Here is a 19,690-nt window from a genome sequence, read left to right on the forward strand (position 1 = left end):
AATCAGTTTTGAAATTTTTATTTTGGTTGATTTTTCTTTATTTCTATGTGCTATGTGTTTTATAGTCTTGTTTTAAACAAACCTCTAAAATACATTACCCTTTGTACGATGTCAATCACATCTTCATGTGATTTTCAGTACTATCTTTTTGTATATTTGAAACTTAGCTATTATCAATTACCCAACCTTTGAAATTTTTTAAAATACGATACGCTTTTGTTTTGACACTAGGTTTTCTTTTAGTAAGCCATAGTATCTATGCTCAAAACCCTTCTCAAATAGATATACTTACCACAGATCAAGGTTTAACATTTAGAGATATAACATCTATAACCCAAGATAAAAATGAAGCCATGTGGTTTGGTACAGATTTGGGCTTGGTGCGTTATGATGGTTATAATTTTAAGGTTTACAATTCTGATAAAACCAATCCGTTTTATATAGAAGAGGAGTTAATAACGGGTGAAATAGTAATAGATGATTCGGCTGATGCCCTTTGGTATATGGCCAACGAAAAATTGTTTAAACTTCAGCTTTCAACCGATACAGTGACCGCTTATAATAGTTCACAAAATATAAAAGGAAAAGTATTGCGCTTGCTCAAAGATATGAATGGTGGTATCTGGATTATGACAGATGATTTTTTAAATGCAAAGAACGGAAATGCGAAACAATACCTTCAAAAATTAACCAACGGAACATTTAAAGTGAAGGCTTCAATTCCCAGAAGTAAATATGCCTATAGCAGATTAATAATAAATAAAAAAGGTCATGTTTTATGGAGTTCACCACTTGGAAGTTTGAAATTTGATACTAATGGCATTTTATTAGAAACGTACCAAATATCTAGCTACAGTTGGCATGGAAGTGAATTAAATTTTACCGTCTCGTATTATGATAGTAATAACACTCATTATTTTTTCCCGCAAAAAGAACGTGGTGTTTCTATTTTTAATGAAACAGATTTAACATCGAAACGCGTATTTGAAAGTGAAAATCAATTTTATTATGCCATAGAAGACCATCAAAAACATATATGGTTTGCTGGGAATAAAGAATTGTATCGCATGAGTCCAGATGGTGAGTTTACAGATTATACAGAACAATTAAAATCTCGATTTGAATACTCAAAAATCAATTATCTCTTCATAGATGCCAATAAATTACTTTGGGTGGCAACTGATAATGGTTTGTTTAAAATTCGAATTGGAGAAGAGCTTTTTATACCACTTTTTAAATTGAACAATGACGGTTGGGGAAACACAATGCGTGGTATTTTTGAAGATGCCAATGGAACTATTTTTGCAAAATGCGAAAGCCAAAACAGGCTTATTTATAAAACCATTAGTGGTACTATTGATTCATTAAACATTAAACTCGATAACCTGTCTTTAGAAGCTTTAAAATACACCGCCAATTTTTACGCTTTAGATGCTACAAAGCAAAATGTATTCACATTGGGAGAGAGCTTATTAAAAATAAATTTAAAAGAAGGCACAACAAAAAGCTATAATGAGTTTAGTCCAAACGTTACATTTAAAGGGCAAAATCCGTTGATTAAACTATGGGATGGAAAATTACTTTTTGGACAAAGTTTATTCCGATTAGTACTTTTTGATCCAGAAACAGAAACAAGTGAATTAGTTTTTAAAGACTCAAAAATTAAAACCGATATTGCAGATTTTAGATATTTTAAAGAAAGTAAAACCGATAGTATTTTTTGGATAGGGACACAAAATGATGGTCTATTAAAAGTGCACCTTAGTGGACGTGTAGAAAAAATATACAACACAGATTCTGAACCAAATATCTCAAGAAATTTTATTCTTGTTATAGAAGAAGAGCCAAATGGAAGCCTTTGGGTAGGTACTTATGGTGGTGGATTAAATCATATTTCTGCAGATGGAAAAACTGTAAAAATCTATACCAAATCACATGGGCTAACAGATGAGAATATTGTAGGCATTTTAACGGACGATGAGAACAGCTTATGGATCAGCACGTATAATGGCTTATCTCATTTTGAGAAAAATTCTGAAAGATTTCAGAATTTTTATACAGAAGATGGTCTAACACACTACGAATTTAATTACACGTCTTTTTTTAAGGACAGTAAAGGCAATTTTTATTTTGGTGGAATGAATGGACTCAACAAATTTAAACCTAATGAAGTATTAAAACATTCCGAACCACCAAAGTTACGTCTTTTAGGTGTTTCAGGATATAATAGTAAAAACAAAACGAGATTTAAAACTGATTATAGTCAAACAGAATTCACAGAAGTAAACGTGTCTCCTTACGACCAGTATTTTGAAATCAACTGGACAATGCCAAGTTACTTTCAAAATCAAAAAAACACCTATATTACCAAGTTAGAAGGTTTTGAAGACCGTTGGTTTTATCAAGGTAATGTTGCGTCCATACGCTACAATCAATTACCAGCTGGAGATTATGTATTAAAAGTTAAAGGTAAAGATTCTAGAGGAAACGTAAGCCCATCTATATTATCGATTCCATTTAAGGTACAACAAATATTTTACAAAAAATGGTGGTTTATAATGCTCGTTATACTGGCTATAATTGGTATTATATATGCTATTTTTAGATACCGATTGCAACAAGCCTTAGCAATGGAACGTTTGCGAACTAAAATTTCGAGCGACTTGCACGATGATGTAGGTTCATTACTTTCAGGCTTAGCAATGCAAACCGAACTCATGGAAATAAATGCTAGTGCAGCTGATAAATCTAAACTTCAAAAAATAGCAGGCATCAGTAGAAATGCCATCTCTCAAATGCGAGATTTAGTGTGGAGTATTGATAGCAGGCGTGGGACTACCACCGATTTAATAGAGCGCATGCAAGAACTCGCAGAAGAGTTGTTATTGCCTAAAAGCATAACATTTCAGATTAATAGTACTTCGATTAAATTTCCAAATCGCAAATTAGCGGTCCAAGTGAAGCAAAATATATTTTTGATTTACAAAGAGGCGGTAACTAATATCTTGCGTCATTCAGATGCTAATACTGTAGATATAACTATAAGAAATTACAATAAGAACTGTGAATTTATCATAAAAGATAACGGAAATAAAAAAAAATCATATAAATCAACAGGTTTGGGATTATCTAATATGCAGTTTCGCGCAGAAGCAATAAATTCAACTGTAACTTTTAATAAAGATAACGGTTTTAGCATACATCTTAATTTACCTTTTAATTTATAAACCACATCTTAATGTGATTGTATCCTAGTTTAAATAGTATAACTTTATAACTACTTATAACGGTGCTCAAATCCTGTTTTCAGTAGGAACAAAATGAAACATATTAAGCTAGCAATTATAGAAGATGATTTGGTAGTTCAGGAAAGTCTTAATGATTTTTTTGAGGTATTACCAAATATCAAATGTTTACTTATCTCACCTTCGGTAGAAGGGTTTTTAAATGTGCTTCCTACGCTGAATAAAATACCTGATGTTTTACTACTAGATATTAATCTGCTTGGCATGTCTGGAATTGATGGCATCCCTTTATTATTGAATGAATTACCAAAAATAGATATCATTATGCTCACTACTTTTGAGGATAACGATAGTATTTTTAAAGCCTTGTGTGCAGGTGCATGCTCTTATTTATCTAAAAAAACACCTTTAAAAAAGATACAAGAAGCTATAGAAGTAGTCTATGATGGAGGCTCGTATATGTCGCCATCCATAGCAAGGAAAATTGTTAATAAATATGTGCCAAAACGAAATCAGTCATCAATCTTAACTCCACGTCAAAACGAAATCGTTGATGGTATTGTAGCTGGTAAAAGCTATAAAATGATTGCAGACGATTTATTTGTATCACTAGATACAGTTAGAAGTCATATTAAAAATATCTACAAAACTTTAGAAATTAATAGTAAAGCAGAACTAATTAAGAAGTCTTATGATAATGAGATTTGATATAACTTAAGTCGTAAGAATTCTATTCTAAATAATAAAACAAAGAGGCAGCTTTAAAAGCTGTCTCTTTGTTTTATTAGATACCACTACGCAGCAGCATTAGTTCTGATTCGCCGAATTTTCTTCGTAAACTCGAAAATAAAAACCTCATTAATACGCCTCATCATGCACATTGGCAATCGCTCTACCTGAAGGATCATTCATGTTTTTAAATGCTTCATCCCATTCTAAGGCAATTTTAGTACTACAAGCTACACTTGGTTCTTGTGGTACACTTAAAGCTGCGGCATCACTTGGGAAATGGCCTTCAAAAATGGTTCTGTAATAATACTCTTCTTTATTTATTGGAGTCTGAATTGGGTAACGGAATTTAGCATTCACCATTTGTTCGTCAGTTACTTCTTTCTCTACCAATTCTTTTAAGGTATCAATCCAACTATAACCTACTCCATCACTAAATTGTTCTTTTTGTCTCCAAGCTACACTTTCTGGAATCATATCTTCAAATGCTTTACGAACTACCCATTTTTCCATGCGTTCTCCGTTAATCATTTTATCTTTTGGGTTGATACGCATGGCAACATCCATAAATTCTTTGTCTAAAAATGGAACACGACCTTCAATTCCCCAAGCTGCTAAACTTTTGTTTGCTCTTAAACAATCGTACATGTGTAATTTATCTAATTTACGAACCGTTTCTTCATGAAATTCTCTTGCATTTGGTGCTTTATGAAAATATAAATAGCCTCCAAATATTTCATCTGCTCCTTCACCAGACAATACCATTTTAATACCCATAGATTTAATAACCCTTGCCATTAAGTACATTGGAGTAGAAGAGCGTATCGTTGTAATATCGTAAGTTTCTATATTATATATCACATCTTTAATGGCATCTAAACCTTCTTGTATGGTGAATTTTATTTCGTGATGCACAGTACCAATATGATCGGCAACTACTTTTGCTGCAGCCAAATCTGGTGAGCCTTCTAGTCCAACAGAAAATGAGTGTAATTGTGGCCACCATGCTTTTTCTTTATCATCGGCTTCCACACGTCTTTCAGAATACTTTTTAGCGATGGCAGAGGTTACTGAAGAGTCTAAACCACCAGATAATAATACACCATAAGGCACATCACTCATTAGTTGTCTATGCACAGCATCTTCTAATGCTTGCTTTACTTCTGCTATACTGGTTTCGTTATCCTTTACAGCATCGTAGTCTGTCCAATCGCGTTTGTACCATTTTACAAACTCACCATCTTTACTAGACATGTAATGTCCCGGAGGAAATAATTCAATTTTTGTACAAATCCCTTCTAAAGCTTTTAACTCAGAGGCAACGAAAAAGGTTCCGTTTTTGTCCCAGCCAATATAAAGAGGAATGATGCCCATATGATCGCGAGCTATAAAATATTCATCTTTATCTACATCATAGATAGCGAAGCCAAAGATGCCATTCATATCATCAAGGAAATCGTGTCCTTTTTCTTGGTATAAAGCCAAAATCACTTCACAATCACTTTCAGTCTGAAAGCTGTAATCTGGAAACTGCTTGCGTAATTCTCTATGGTTATAGATTTCGCCATTGGTTGCTAAAATCAATTTTTTATCTTCACTAAATAAAGGTTGCTTGCCCGAAGCTGGATCTACAATTGCCAAACGCTCATGAGCCATTATCACTTTATCATCACTGTAAATACCACTCCAGTCTGGTCCACGATGACGTATTGTTTTTGCCATCTCTAAGACTTGAGGTCTTAAATCGTCAGCCTTTTGTTTTATATCGAACGCACATACTATACCGCACATAATTTTTGTTTTCTTATTAATTACGATACAAATATGATATTAACATTACAATTAATAAACACATAATGATTAAATGGCTATAATTTGAAACAACAAACAATATTATACACCTAATCTATAACCTAAGTGATAAAAATCAGCACTATTAACTATTACTTTGTAAATTTTAATATTTCCTTACGACTTAATCTACATATTAAACTCTAATTTTAACCACACAAAAATTTAAAACTAATTATGAAAACATCAAAACTATTAACAACTATTGCTTTTGCATTTATGATGCTTGTGTCATTTAATGTAGACGCTCAAAAATTTAGAGGCTTAGACAAAAGCCCAATGGATGCTGCTTCTTTTGGAAGTGGAAACGATCAACTGATTAAAGTATATTACGGCAGACCACAACTTAATGGTAGAGATGCTAAAAAATTGACTCAAAAAGATAAAGTATGGAGAACTGGTGCGAATGAAGCAACAGAATTAATTCTCTTTACAGACATGAAATTAGGCAGTACAACTATTAAGGCTGGTACGTATTCTTTATTTACAATGCCTGGCGATAAAGAATGGACTGTTGTTATAAGTTCTGATGTTAATAATTGGGGAGCTTCTGGTTATAGCGAAGAGAATACAGTAGCAAAAATTACAGTGCCAGTTACTGAAGGAAAAGAATCTTTAGAAGCATTTTCTATAGCTTTTGAAAAATCGGATGATGGTGTACATATGCACATGGGATGGGGAACTATTAGAGTTGCTGTACCATTTGCAAAGTAAATCTATCATTTATTGATATAAAAACGCCATGAGAAATCAAGGCGTTTTGTTTTTTATTACGGTATATTTAAATACTTATGTGTTTGTAGAGATACTTTCCATTTAGGATTTGCCATCACATAATCTACAATCTGAGGCATCATTTTATCGCGCTTACTCCACTCTGGCTGAAGGTATAAAATGCAATCACTATTTGTTTTAGCAGCTTGTTCTTCAGCAAACTTAAAATCATCTTTATTATAAATGATACATTTTAATTCGTGTGCCATATCATAGACTTCTGCGGTTGGTAATTTCATCTTCTTTGGTGACAAACAAATCCAATCCCATTCTCCAGTTAATTTATAAGCTCCAGAAGTTTCAATATGCGTTTGTACTCCTTTTGCTTTTAATTGTGCTGTTAAAGGGTTCATGTCCCACATTAAAGGCTCACCACCAGTTACTACAATAATGTCGCTATACTTTATAGCATTTTCTACAATTTTTTCAGTCTCCGTAGCAGGATGCAATTCTGGCAACCAGCTTTCTTTAACATCGCACCAATGGCAACCAACATCGCAACCTCCAATTCTCACAAAATATGCTGCTGTTCCTTTATGGAACCCTTCACCTTGTATAGTGTAAAACTCTTCCATTAAAGGCAATAAATGACCTTGATCTATAAGTGCTTGTTTTTCTCTTCTTGTCATAGTTTGCAAAGATAGTCCTAAAAGTTAAAAGTATAAAGTTGGAAGCACGAAGTTTATTTTGCTGCAATAACATCAATCTCGATACTTGCACCACCAGCCAAACCTGATGCAGCAAACGTAGTTCGTGCAGGTTTTTTTGTAAAGTATTGTGAATAAACAGAATTGAAATCTTTAAAATCATTGATGCCTTTCAAAATCACCGTGCATTTTACTACATGGTCTAATGATAAGTTGTGATATTCCAAAACGTCTTATATGTTTTCAATGGTTTGCTTAGTCTCTGTTTTTATACCTCCAGACACTAGATTACCAGTCTTATGATCTTTTCCTATTTGACCAGTTAAAAACATTAAACCATCTATTTCTACAGCATCACTAAACGGAGTATTTGCTCAACTAGGTTCGTGAGATTTATGAAAAGTGATTTCAGAACTAGTGTCTTTGCAAGATTGAATAGTCACTAAAATAAAAACACTGAAAAGTAAATGTAGATGCTTCATAGAATTCAATTTTAAACTTGTCTAAAATTACATTATTTTTATGCAAATTTTATAGATGATGAGTAAGACTGAGGAATTCTTAAAACATATCACTGAAGGCAATACAAACAAAGGTGAATATATAACTCTAGGTTCTGCAATGCTAGATGGCGAGACAATTAAAAATGCATTTGTAAATGTGCCTTTAAAAACCATGAACAGACATGGTTTAATTGCTGGTGCCACTGGTACAGGAAAGACAAAAACGCTACAAGTTTTAGCTGAGAATTTATCTGAAAAAGGTGTTCCTGTTTTACTTATGGATATAAAAGGGGATTTAAGTGGGTTGGCACAACCAAGTCCTGGTCATCCAAAAATTGATGAACGTCACGCAAAAATAGGCTTACCTTTTGATGCCAAAGCATTCCCTGTAGAAGTGATGTCTTTATCCGAACAAGATGGTGTAAGACTAAGAGCTACTATAAGTGAATTTGGCCCAGTATTAATTTCTAGAATATTAGGTGTTACCGAAACACAAGCTGGCATTATTTCAGTGATTTTCAAGTATTGTGATGATAATAAATTGCCATTATTAGACCTTAAAGATTTCAAGAAAATTTTGCAATTCGCAACTGGAGATGGCAAAAAAGAATTTGAAGAATCTTATGGTCGTATTTCATCCTCTTCAACTGGAGCGATTCTAAGAAAATTGGTTGAAATAGAACAACAAGGCGGAGATGTATTTTTCGGAGAAAAATCATTTGAAACAGAAGATTTATTGCGTGTAGATGACAATGGACGCGGTTATATAAACATCATTAGATTAACGGATATACAAGACAAACCAAAGTTGTTTTCAACATTTATGTTGAGCTTACTGGCTGAAATTTATTCAACATTCCCAGAACAAGGAGACAGTGGACGACCAGAGTTAATTATGTTTATTGATGAAGCACATTTAATTTTTAATGAAGCGTCTAAAGCTTTATTGTACCAGATTGAAAGCATTGTAAAATTAATACGTAGTAAAGGTGTTGGTTTATATTTTGTAACTCAAAACCCAACAGATGTACCAGAGGCTGTTTTAAGCCAATTGGGTTTAAAAGTACAGCATGCGCTTAGAGCTTTTACAGCAAAGGATCGTAAAGCTATTAAACTAACAGCTCAGAACTATCCAGACACAGACTACTATGATACAGCTGAAGTATTAACCTCTTTAGGTATTGGTGAAGCCCTAGTTTCGGCATTAAATGAAAAAGGAAAACCAACTCCATTAGCAGCAACCATGATGCGTGCACCAATGAGTAGAATGGATATTTTATCCGAGAGAGAGTTAAGTAGCCTATTGGCAGATTCTAAAATGGTGAGAAAATACAATGAAGATATTGATAGAGAAAGTGCCTATGAAATGCTTAACAAAAAAATAGCGCAGGCAGAAGCTGAAGAAGCGAAAGAAAAAGCAAAAAAAGAAAAAGAGGATCTTAAAAAAGCTGAATCTAAAAGACGTACTTCTAGCAGTCGAAGAAGTAGTTCTCGCCAAAACCCTATTGTTAAAGTATTATCTAGCCCAACAGTGATACGCAGTGTTTTGGGAATTTTAACTAAATTACTTAGATAATTTAAATTTAAATCTTAAACATGAAAAACACTTTATACATTATATTAATTTGTGCACTTTTAATTACAAGCTGTGCAAAAGACTCAGCACCAAATCCATTTTTAATTAAAAAAAATCATATCGGTTTACTGACTGATTCTACTCAAGTTAAAGATTTAGAAGCGGTATTTATAAATGATTCTGTAGTTAGATATATCGCTGGAGATGAATTTACTGGCTCAGTCAATACCATTGAGATTTTTGAGAAAAGTGGTAAAAAACTATTAGACCTTTCTCCAGAAGAAGCTTTAGATTCTACTTCTGTAATTTCTAGTGTTAGAATAATTGATGAGCGCTATAAAACTGAAAAGAATATTTCTACTTTAAGCACGTTTAAAGATATTAATGAGACTTATAAAGTCTCAAAAATCGATAATCTGATTAACGCTATTGTCGTTTCTGTAAATGAAATTAACGCCTCTTTTACCATTGATAAGAAAGAATTACCAGCAAGTATGCGTTTTGATATGGATATGACAATTGATCCGATTCAAATTCCGGAAAAAGCTAAGATTAAGTTTTTTATGGTTCACTGGTAGTATATAGTCGCATTAAGCAGCCTCAAAACATGCAAGAAAACAAAAAATATAAAATACAAAATTCACCATTTGTGGTTCCTACAGATGATGGTAAAATTATAAAAGAACACTTTGGGAATGCGACTGATGGTAATACTAAAATCAGTATTGCTCATATGGTTGCACCAGCTGGTTGGAGTGAGCCATATCAAACTCCAGAGTTTGATGAATATACCTTTATCATTAAAGGCAAAAAGCAATTTATTATTGATGACGAAATCATCATACTAGAAGCAGGCCAATCTATTAAAGTAGAAAAAAATACGCGATTACAGTATTCTAATCCATTCACGGAGCCATGTGAATATTTAGCCATTTGCATACCCGCTTTTTCTATAGATTCTGTAAACAGAGAAAACCAATAGTATGAGTAGCTTTGTTATAAAATCTATAGGCAATGCACTTAATACCACAAGTCTTATTTCGTCTAAGTACGCTTCTAAAAAAGCACTAAATTTATTTGCTTCGCCACGTAAAGGACGTTATTCAGAAGCCCAAAAACGTATTGTTAATTCGGCATATTCTGAAGAATTGATATATAATAATTTAAAGATTGCAACTTATCATTGGGTGGGAAAAAACAAAACCGTTTTGTTAGCTCATGGGTGGGAAAGTAATACTTCGCGTTGGGATTACATTTTAGAAAATTTAAAAACCCAAAATTATAATATTATAGCTTTAGATGCACCTGCTCACGGCAGATCTGGCGGAAAACAATTTAATGCAATTTTGTATGCTGAATTTATAAATGTTGTAGCACAAAAGTTTCAGCCAGAAGTCTTAATTGGTCATTCCGTTGGTGGTATGGCTAGTGTATTTTCTATGCACAATCATCAATTACCTTCTATTAAAAAGATGGTTTTACTTGGTGCACCTGCTCATTTCACTGGTGTCTTTAGTAGATATAAAACTATGATGGGTTATAACAACCGTATTTCTAACGGGTTAGACTCTATTGTTTTAGAACGCTTTGGTAAACCTGTAGATTATTTTTCTGCAGCTAATTTTACTAAATCTATTAATGTCCAAGGTTTAATTATTCACGATAAAAAGGACAGAATTATTCCTTATGAAGACGCACAACTCTTTGAAAATCGTTTTAAAAATTCTGAATTGATTACTACTACAGGCTTTGGACATAGCCTAAAAGATGCATCTTTGACGCCTAAAATTATTGAATATATAAATAGTTAAGTTATATGCATTTGGGCAAAATTATTGTTGCAATAGCTATATTAATTGGACTAATTTTATTTCAAAAGACAAAACCAAAAATCTTAAAGCTTTTCCTCGCAGGTTTTATCTTAAATTTCCTTTCTTCGTTTTTTTATGGAGACTTATTTTTTTACTTTTCATTCTTAAGTTTTGGAATTGTAGTCTTAGGATATTTCATTTATTGCCTTTACACCAAAAATTGGATTCCATCATTGATAAGCCTATTTGCGTTAGTATCGTTTATTTTTAAGGCTCAACATTGGCCTTATGAAACAGAAATTAGAACTGCAATGGTAATACCTATCATTCTATTTTTAACTACGCTTTACAATTTCAAAAAGTATAAAAATCAGATTTCTATTATTACTTTTATTGTTGCTTATGAAATTTCAGAAATCATAAGACTCTTAAATTATATCATTACAGCTAATTCCTAGTTTGTTCAATCTTTATATTACTTTTGCACCATGTCTGAAGATTTAAAACGCCTTAACAAATACCTAAGTGAAGCTGGTTACTGCTCTCGTCGCGAAGCAGATCGTTTAATCGATGCTGGCAGAGTTACCATTAATGATGTTGTACCCGAAATGGGCACAAAGGTTGCACCAGAAGATGTTGTAAAAGTTGATGGTGAGATTATTGGAGGACGGCAACAAGACTTTGTTTATTTAGCATTTAATAAACCAGTTGGTATTGTTTGCACTACAGATACACGTGTAGAAAAAGATAATATCATTGACTACATCAGCTATCCTAAACGTATTTTCCCCATTGGTCGTTTAGACAAACCCAGTGAAGGTTTAATTCTTTTGACAGATGATGGAGACATTGTCAATAAAATTCTAAGAGCAAGTAACAATCACGAAAAAGAATACATCGTAACCGTTGACCAATCGATTTCTCAAACGTTTCTTGAGCGTATGGCTGGAGGCATTTATATTGAAGATTTAGGCAAACGTACTAAGACATGTGAGGTAAAAAAAATAGATAAGTTCACTTTTAGTATTATTTTAACTCAAGGATTGAATCGTCAAATTCGACGTATGTGTGAGTATTTAAATTACGAAGTACAAACATTGAAACGTGTTAGAATAATGAATATAAAACTAGATATGCCTTTGGGAAAATATCGAGAATTAACAAAAGAAGAATTTATAAACTTAAGTGAACTGATAAATGATTCGATAAAAACATTCGACCCAAATCCTATTAATCTTAGAAGAAACAGGAGTTAGTTATGCAACTATCACCTTTTCATCTCGCAATACCTGTTCATAACCTTAATGAATGTAGAAATTTCTACACTAATGTTTTAAACCTCGAAGAAGGTAGAAATAGTGACTATTGGGTAGATTACAAGTTTTTTGGGCATCAATTAGTTATACATTTTAAGCCAAAAACCAAAAAAGACACACATACGAGCTTGGTTGATGGTAAAGACGTGCCTGTACCACATTTTGGCGTTGTTTTATCTTGGGAAGCGTTTCATGAATTTGCTGAATTACTAAAATCAAAAGGCATTCAATTTATTATAGAACCTTACATTCGTTTTGAAGGACAAGTAGGTGAGCAGGCCACTATGTTTTTTAAAGATCCCTCTGGAAATGCTATAGAGATTAAAGCCTTTAAAGATATGAGTCAATTATTCGCAAAGTAATTTTTTTCGTCTTTCTGAAATGTAGAACGGCAAATAAATAATTAGAAATAGCGGAATTATAATCAACTGCCCAACCAAAATGTAATATGGCCATTCCCCAAAATAATCTAAAAGCGAAGCAGATTTTGGCTTTTCATTAAGGTAGAAATAATTGGCATTGAGAAAGTCATTAAACACCATCATAAGTACTACATAAACCTGAAGTGCTAAAAAGGATTTAAAGACACTTTTTAACTTTGGTTTCATTTTAAAAATATAAATGAAATAAAATATAATAAAGAGTAACCCTAAATGTACTATCCAATACCTGAAATAATCAAAACTTGGAAAACCCTTTGAGATATCTGGGGTAATAACGGCCTGTATCGTTCCACCAATAATCCAAAACACTAAAATTTCGAACATCCAATATTTACGATAATAGGTAAATAGCGGAATCATTACAGCCATAAGACTACATAAGTAAAGTGGTAAATCGGTTTTAAAATTATAGCTATCAAAAGCCATTCTATAAGCATGAAAACTTATTACTGTAAGTGAAATAAACCATGCAAAATAGTGAAGTACTTTCTGCTTTTGAATATCCGTGAAATTTCTTTTAGAATACTTAATAAGAAGTATCGTAAAACATACTGCAAAAACAATAGGGAACAAATGCTGAAAGCTACCTATCGTTACTGAATTTTGTGTAATAGCAGATAGCGTTAAAAACATAAATTTAGATTATCTAATTTATTGTCTATGTTGCTCTCTGGCCAAAAGTGTATTCTTTAAAAGCATAGCAATAGTCATAGGACCAACTCCGCCAGGAACTGGAGTAATATAGCTTGCTTTTTTACTAACATTTTTAAAATCTACATCACCAGTGATGTAATAGCCTTTTTCAGAATCGTCGGGTACACGTGTAATACCAACATCAATTATTACTACATCATCTTTTACCATTTCTGCTTTTAAGAATTGGGGAATCCCTAATGCCGAAATAATAATATCTGCTTGCGATGTAATCTGAGTAATGTTCTTAGTGTGACTATGTGTTAATGTCACTGTAGAGTTTCCTGGAAACCCTTTACGACCCATTAATATACTCATTGGACGACCAACAATGTGAGAACGACCAATTACGACTGTGTGTTTTCCTTTGGTTTCAACTCCATATCGATCTAGTAATTCTAATATTCCAAATGGTGTTGCAGGAATAAATGTTGACATATCTAATGCCATTTTTCCGAAGTTCATAGGGTGAAAACCATCGACATCCTTATCAGGGTTTACAGCCATCAATACTTTCTGAGTATTTATTTGAGGAGGTAATGGTAATTGAATAATAAATCCGTCGATATCATCATTGTTATTTAACTCATCAATTTTATCTAATAATTCAATCTCACTGGTCGTATTTGATAAACGCACCATTGTAGATTCAAATCCAATACGCTCACATGCTCTGACCTTACTACCGACATAAGTTAAACTTGCTCCATCATTACCAACAATAACGGCTGCTAAATGTGGGACTTTTTCACCATTAGCTTTCATTTGTTTTACTTCTTCAGCAATTTCGTTCTTAATATCATTACTGATTTTTTTTCCGTCTAAAATTGTCATGCTATATTAGTTTTCAGTCGCAATCGCAGTTTTCAGTTCTTTACTCTTGTCTTAAAGAAATAAATTACGTTTCTTTTACTCCGAATTTTACTGGATTGTTAATCATTAAATTTTTTAAATATAGTTTAATTTAAAACCTGCAAATTGAGACTGAATACTGAGACTACTTATTGCATGCCTTTCATCATCTGCATCATGCGTTTTCCACCACCACCTTGCATCATCTTCATCATTTTACTCATCTGCGTAAACTGCTTTAGTAATTGATTTACTTCTTGTACTGATGTACCAGACCCTTTACCAATTCGTTTTTTACGACTTGCATTAATAACAGATGGATTAGTACGTTCTTGTGGTGTCATAGAATGAATAATAGCTTCTATACCTTTAAAAGCATCATCATCGATATCTATATCTTTCATCATTTTTCCGGCACCAGGAATCATACCAACTAAATCCTTCATGTTACCCATTTTCTTAATTTGTTGAATCTGTTTTAAGAAATCATCAAATCCGAATTGGTTTTTAGCAATCTTCTTCTGTAGTTTACGTGCTTCTTCTTCATCAAACTGCTCTTGTGCACGTTCAACAAGTGAAACAACATCACCCATTCCCAAAATACGCTCTGCCATACGAGATGGATAAAACACATCAATGGCTTCCATCTTCTCACCTGTACCAATAAACTTAATAGGTTTGTTAACTACAGACTTAATTGAAATAGCAGCACCACCTCTAGTATCTCCATCTAATTTAGTAAGAATAACACCATCAAAATTTAATATATCATTAAATGCTTTAGCTGTATTTACAGCATCCTGACCTGTCATTGAATCTACAACAAAAAGTGTCTCTTGTGGCTGTATGGCTTTATGAATATTTGAGATTTCTGCCATCATAGCTTCATCTACAGCCAAACGACCAGCCGTATCTATAATAACTACATTATGTCCATTTGCCTTAGCATGTGCAATACCTGCTTGAGAAATCGCAACAGGATCATTATTTCCTCTATCACTAAATACCTCAACACCTATCTGATCTCCTACAACATGTAACTGATCTATTGCAGCAGGACGATACACATCACAAGCAACTAATAAAGGTTTTTTAGTTTTTTTGTTCTTAAGGTAATTGGCAAGTTTACCCGAAAAGGTTGTTTTACCAGATCCTTGTAAACCAGACATTAAAATAATACTTGGATTACCCGAAAGATTAATACCTTCTGCATCACCTCCCATTAACTCAGTTAACTCATCTTTTACGATTTTAACCATTAACTGACCTGGCTGTAGTGCCGTAAGCACATTTTGACCTAAGGCCTTTTCCTTAATTCTAGTGGTGAAATCTTTAGCAATTTTAAAGTTAACATCGGCATCTAAAAGCGCTCGTCTTACTTCCTTAAGTGTCTCAGCAACATTTACTTCTGTAATGCTACCATGACCTTTTAGTACGTGTAACGCTTTATCTAACTTATCACTTAAATTATTGAACATAATCTTTATCTCTTTTAGAAGTTGCAAATTTAAGAATTTACAAGAGATAAACGAATGTGATATATATAAATCTAACCAACAATAGTTGAGAATTTTATAATAGAAAAGAGTTGCCTAGCGGTAGACAACTCTCTTCATCAACTTAAACTTACTAAAATTACTAACATTTAGCGGTTCTTTTTATTAATCACAGTTTCTTTCTAATACTAAAATATCATCTCCTCTATGGAGTTCTAAACGTGCCTCTTCGCACTCTACAATCAGCCATTCACCAGTTATTGCTTGAATATTTGGACCTGCTACATTTGAAAATTCTACAATAACACCTGCACTAGTTTGTGATGTAGACCATATAGCATCTATTGTAATCTCGTTGGTATATATAACAACTGTTTGATTTGAGCTTTCAAAATCAAAATTGTATTCTGCTAGATTATCACTTCCGTTGTAGTTAACGGCATTCCAAATACATTCTAATAAGAAAGCATCAACATCTTCTTCGGTACAATCTCCTTGGTTGCAATCTTCTAGTAATAATAGTATTGGGAATACTTCTAACTGATTACCTATTTCTACACTCACATACACCTGTTGTTCAACAGCGATATTAGTATATGCCTCTGGATTCGCTATTGGGTTTGTACCAACTTCAGCATCTGCTTGTGTTTCATAATAAGTTACCACATCTACGCTTGTTGTACAATTGGCAAATGCATTGGTAAGATTAAAAGTTTCAAAACCGTCATTACCTTCGTCACATAGCTCTATTACAGCATCAAAACTAGCAAAGCATTCAAATAAATCACATTCTTCAGTATTAAGATATATAGTATAGATTTCAAAATTGCCATTATCGGCTACTATTCTTAAATAGACTTGACCTGTAACTGAAAAATAAGATTCTGTATTTGAAATGGCATTGGTGTCGTTATCTGCATCAACTTCTGTAACATGGAAAGATGCCGTAAAATTAAATGGACAATCTATAAGCCCAATAGTATCTGCACTTAAGTTAAACTCTGCTTCACCGTTTGGATCTACACATTCAACCAATTCGAAATCATTAAAACAATTAAAGGGGTTTGTATCTACTGTACAATCGCGCTCTAAAACTATTATACCTTCTCCTCTTACTAATTCTAATCTATCATCTTCGCACTCTACAATCAACCAACTACCAATAAGGTTCTCAAATTGTAGCTCGAGATTTAATAATAGACCTTGGTCAGTTTCTGAAACAGACCAACTTCCATCATTTATTACTTCATTATTTTGAGATATGTTGACGTTATAATTTTCTGTGAAATCAAAATCGTATTCAATTAAATCGTTACTTCCATTAAGATTCACAACATTCCAAACACATTCTTTTAGATTAATTTCTACGACTTCATAATCACAATTGTATTCGTTTAGGTCACATTCTTGGCTTAATAAAATATAATTATCTCCGTTAACCAGATACAATTCCCCTTCTGTACATTCTACAACTTGCCATTGATCAGTTAAGACATCTAAACCTTGTTGAAATGTAAATTCTATAAATATATCTGAGGCTACAGTTACCATTTCCCATGTACCTATCTGGTTTTCTGGGTCATCATTATTACTTGTATAAACTTGACCGTTAGGAGCAAAATACACATAAATAGGAACAAATGAATCAATAAGGTTTGTCTCTAACTCCCATGCACATTCTACGATGTTTGCTCCTATTTGTTCTGTTGTACAGCCAAGATTAGCTTCACAATTTTGTTCTAATACTATTGTATAATCAAGACGTAAAATTTGTAATCGATCTTCATCGCACTCTACAATTAACCAATCGCCACCAAGATAATCTTGAAAAGCAGTTAGGTTACTTATTGAGATTTCTGGCAACCCATTATTACTTATGGACAAACTCCAATTACCTCCAATAGCAGATGTAGCACCTCCTTCTGTAATAAGTAATTCGCCATTTGCATTAAATATCATCTGGTAGTTATCGAATAAATCTGTTCCGTCACTAAAATCCCAAGGGCATTCTTGTAAAATATCACTGATATCTAAAAGTGAACAATCTAAGTCGTCTTCGCATTCTTGTTCGAAAAATAATCCCGATCCATCAACTGTTAAGTGTTCAAACTTTAATTCGTCATCGTCACATTGCACTACTAACCAATTTCCAAATTGCTCTTCGTAATAATAAAAAGAGGCAATACTAAGCTCTAATCCATTATCGGTTTCTAAAAGTTCCCAAGTCGTTGTTTGTGGGTCTTGATTAAGACCTTCTATTATTACATTACCATTATCATTAAAGATAAATGTATATGGTCCATCTAAATTCTCAAGATCATCATTAGTATATAAATAGACTTCCCATTGGCATTCTATTAAATTTAAAGCTATTTCTTCTTCTTCACAATCGTCTTCATTATCGTCTTCACAATCATCTTCAGCAGATGCTATTGTTTCGGCTAATTCTTCATTAGAGTTTACTTCGAGGGTTTCATTATTAGAAAATTCTAATGTCACAGGATAATTTAGACTTACAATAAGTGCATTATCATTGTCCTCTAAACCTTCTAAGAATTCGTAGAGCGCTTCATCATTTTCAATAGTTACAGTGTCTATAAGACTGAATTCCGAATCGAATACCGAGAAAGAAATAGGATATACTAAATCTACACATTCAATGACATTATCATCTTCTTCACATTCATTGATGAAATTTTCGAGCTGGTCTGCATTTTCAATAACCAATTCTGTATAATCACTAAATATTATGGTAATAGGAAAAATAAAATCTAAGAAGTCTTCATTGCTATTTAAATCTTCAAACAAGTCTTCTAATTGTTCTAAATCTGCTTCAGTTTCAATAACAATGGTAATATCGCTAACAATAATTGTTACTGGTAGCTCAACGGAGAAGCAACTAGTACCATCTAATATATCATCTACAGCACCAAAGTTGGCAGATGTATAGCTCATTAGATTAGCTAAAGTAGAATTTGGGGTAATAGTTTCTTGTTCATTTGGATTAATGACTTCTGTAACCTCATCTTGACAAGCTGTTAAACTTAAAATGGCAAAAAGGGCAAAGACAAGTAGGTATTTAATCTGAGCTTTCATAACATAGTTATTTTTATCAATTTATTATAAAACATTTAAGTTTTAAATTCTCCTACCTTAACATAAAAAATTTATTTATAATTTGCAGCACCTATAAAAAATTATGAGCCAACCCTTGCAAGATAATATCTGTGAATCACAACTATTTGAACGCTTGTATAAAAAACATGCAAAGAATCTTCATGATTTTCTTTATTATAAATTCGGTGAGCACTTAAATCCGCAAGACACAGTACAAGAAGCATTTATTAAACTTTGGCAAAATTGTAGCAAAATTGCTCCTTCTAAAGCTAAGAGCTTCTTATTTACAACGGCAAATAATTTAATGCTTAATGCTTTTGCACATCAAAAGGTCGTTTTAAAATATAATAAACAACCGCAAAAGCACTCTACTAATGAAACTCCTGAGTTTGTGTTACAGGAAAAAGAATATCATCAAAAATTACAAAAGGCAATAACAAATTTAACCGAAGCCCAACGGATAGCATTTTTACTCAATAGAGTTGAAGGTAAACGGTTTAAAGAAATTGCTGAACTTTTAGATATTTCTACAAAAGCTGTAGAAAAACGTATTTATGGAGCTTTAAAGAAGTTGCGAGGCGAGATAGAAGGAATTTAATAAAGGTAGGAGAATTTAAAACTTAGTTGTTATATAGAT

Annotated in this window: 16 protein-coding genes and 1 pseudogene; 10 read left to right on the forward strand and 7 right to left on the reverse strand. The window is 32.8% G+C overall.

Annotated features, from left to right (window positions below; all coding sequences use genetic code 11):
* Positions 1 to 188 precede the first annotated feature (188 nt).
* Positions 189 to 3,227, forward strand: a complete 3,039-nt coding sequence (locus tag AAC053_RS05355) for a triple tyrosine motif-containing protein (protein ID WP_339753762.1) — start codon at positions 189 to 191, stop codon at positions 3,225 to 3,227.
* 93 nt (positions 3,228 to 3,320) lie between these two features.
* On the forward strand, positions 3,321 to 3,953 hold the full coding sequence (locus AAC053_RS05360) for a response regulator transcription factor (RefSeq protein ID WP_339753765.1): 633 nt from the start codon (positions 3,321 to 3,323) through the stop codon (positions 3,951 to 3,953).
* A 150-nt stretch (positions 3,954 to 4,103) separates the two neighbouring features.
* Here the strand turns inward: AAC053_RS05360 and asnB are convergent, their stop codons facing one another.
* The gene (gene asnB, locus AAC053_RS05365; protein WP_339753768.1) at positions 4,104 to 5,765 is read right to left on the reverse strand and encodes an asparagine synthase B; all 1,662 of its coding nucleotides are present in this window, start codon (positions 5,763 to 5,765) and stop codon (positions 4,104 to 4,106) included.
* A gap of 237 nt (positions 5,766 to 6,002) precedes the next feature.
* Between asnB and AAC053_RS05370 the strand changes: the two genes are divergently transcribed.
* The gene (locus AAC053_RS05370; RefSeq protein WP_339753771.1) at positions 6,003 to 6,539 is read left to right on the forward strand and encodes a DUF2911 domain-containing protein; all 537 of its coding nucleotides are present in this window, start codon (positions 6,003 to 6,005) and stop codon (positions 6,537 to 6,539) included.
* Positions 6,540 to 6,595: 56 nt separating this feature from the next.
* Here AAC053_RS05370 and AAC053_RS05375 read toward each other — a convergent pair whose 3' ends face one another.
* Both AAC053_RS05375 and AAC053_RS05380 read right to left on the reverse strand, forming a co-directional pair.
* Positions 6,596 to 7,228: a 7-carboxy-7-deazaguanine synthase QueE gene (locus AAC053_RS05375; RefSeq protein WP_339753774.1), complete on the reverse strand. Its 633-nt coding sequence runs from the start codon at positions 7,226 to 7,228 to the stop codon at positions 6,596 to 6,598.
* A 53-nt stretch (positions 7,229 to 7,281) separates the two neighbouring features.
* Positions 7,282 to 7,605: pseudogene (locus AAC053_RS05380) on the reverse strand (Rid family hydrolase); the annotation flags it as partial.
* A 181-nt stretch (positions 7,606 to 7,786) separates the two neighbouring features.
* Here AAC053_RS05380 and AAC053_RS05385 point away from each other — a divergent pair.
* The 6 genes from AAC053_RS05385 to AAC053_RS05410 all read left to right on the forward strand — a co-directional run bounded on the left by AAC053_RS05385 (position 7,787) and on the right by AAC053_RS05410 (position 12,814).
* On the forward strand, positions 7,787 to 9,325 hold the full coding sequence (locus AAC053_RS05385; protein WP_339753776.1) for a helicase HerA-like domain-containing protein: 1,539 nt from the start codon (positions 7,787 to 7,789) through the stop codon (positions 9,323 to 9,325).
* Between the two features lie 20 nt (positions 9,326 to 9,345).
* Positions 9,346 to 9,903, forward strand: coding sequence for a hypothetical protein (locus AAC053_RS05390; RefSeq protein WP_339753777.1), 558 nt, complete (start codon positions 9,346 to 9,348; stop codon positions 9,901 to 9,903).
* A 29-nt stretch (positions 9,904 to 9,932) separates the two neighbouring features.
* Entirely contained in the window at positions 9,933 to 10,307 is a 375-nt protein-coding gene (locus AAC053_RS05395) for a cupin domain-containing protein (RefSeq protein WP_339753780.1), read from the forward strand.
* 1 nt (position 10,308) lies between these two features.
* Positions 10,309 to 11,136 (forward strand): alpha/beta hydrolase, encoded by an 828-nt coding sequence (locus AAC053_RS05400; RefSeq protein WP_339753783.1) that lies wholly within the window; start codon positions 10,309 to 10,311, stop codon positions 11,134 to 11,136.
* A 488-nt stretch (positions 11,137 to 11,624) separates the two neighbouring features.
* Complete coding sequence (locus AAC053_RS05405; RefSeq protein ID WP_339753785.1) at positions 11,625 to 12,392, forward strand: pseudouridine synthase; 768 nt, start codon at positions 11,625 to 11,627, stop codon at positions 12,390 to 12,392.
* Positions 12,393 to 12,394: 2 nt separating this feature from the next.
* Entirely contained in the window at positions 12,395 to 12,814 is a 420-nt protein-coding gene (locus AAC053_RS05410; RefSeq protein ID WP_339753788.1) for a VOC family protein, read from the forward strand.
* Here AAC053_RS05410 and AAC053_RS05415 read toward each other — a convergent pair.
* The 4 genes from AAC053_RS05415 to AAC053_RS05430 form a co-directional block, all read right to left on the reverse strand.
* The gene (locus AAC053_RS05415) at positions 12,800 to 13,528 is read right to left on the reverse strand and encodes a TIGR02206 family membrane protein (protein ID WP_339753792.1); all 729 of its coding nucleotides are present in this window, start codon (positions 13,526 to 13,528) and stop codon (positions 12,800 to 12,802) included. The genes AAC053_RS05410 and AAC053_RS05415 overlap by 15 nt on opposite strands.
* 18 nt (positions 13,529 to 13,546) lie before the next feature.
* Positions 13,547 to 14,422, reverse strand: a complete 876-nt coding sequence (locus AAC053_RS05420; protein WP_339753794.1) for a tetrahydrofolate dehydrogenase/cyclohydrolase catalytic domain-containing protein — start codon at positions 14,420 to 14,422, stop codon at positions 13,547 to 13,549.
* Between the two features lie 167 nt (positions 14,423 to 14,589).
* Complete coding sequence (ffh, locus tag AAC053_RS05425) at positions 14,590 to 15,918, reverse strand: signal recognition particle protein (protein ID WP_339753796.1); 1,329 nt, start codon at positions 15,916 to 15,918, stop codon at positions 14,590 to 14,592.
* 183 nt (positions 15,919 to 16,101) lie between these two features.
* Positions 16,102 to 19,032 (reverse strand): hypothetical protein, encoded by a 2,931-nt coding sequence (locus tag AAC053_RS05430; RefSeq protein ID WP_339753799.1) that lies wholly within the window; start codon positions 19,030 to 19,032, stop codon positions 16,102 to 16,104.
* Between the two features lie 103 nt (positions 19,033 to 19,135).
* Between AAC053_RS05430 and AAC053_RS05435 the strand changes: the two genes are divergently transcribed.
* Positions 19,136 to 19,651 carry an RNA polymerase sigma factor gene (locus AAC053_RS05435; RefSeq protein WP_339753802.1) on the forward strand — a complete coding sequence of 172 codons (516 nt, stop codon included), beginning with the start codon at positions 19,136 to 19,138 and terminating at the stop codon, positions 19,649 to 19,651.
* Positions 19,652 to 19,690: the final 39 nt, after the last annotated feature.

Source organism: uncultured Winogradskyella sp. (assembly GCF_963975125.1).
Taxonomy (GTDB): Bacteria; Bacteroidota; Bacteroidia; order Flavobacteriales; family Flavobacteriaceae; genus Winogradskyella.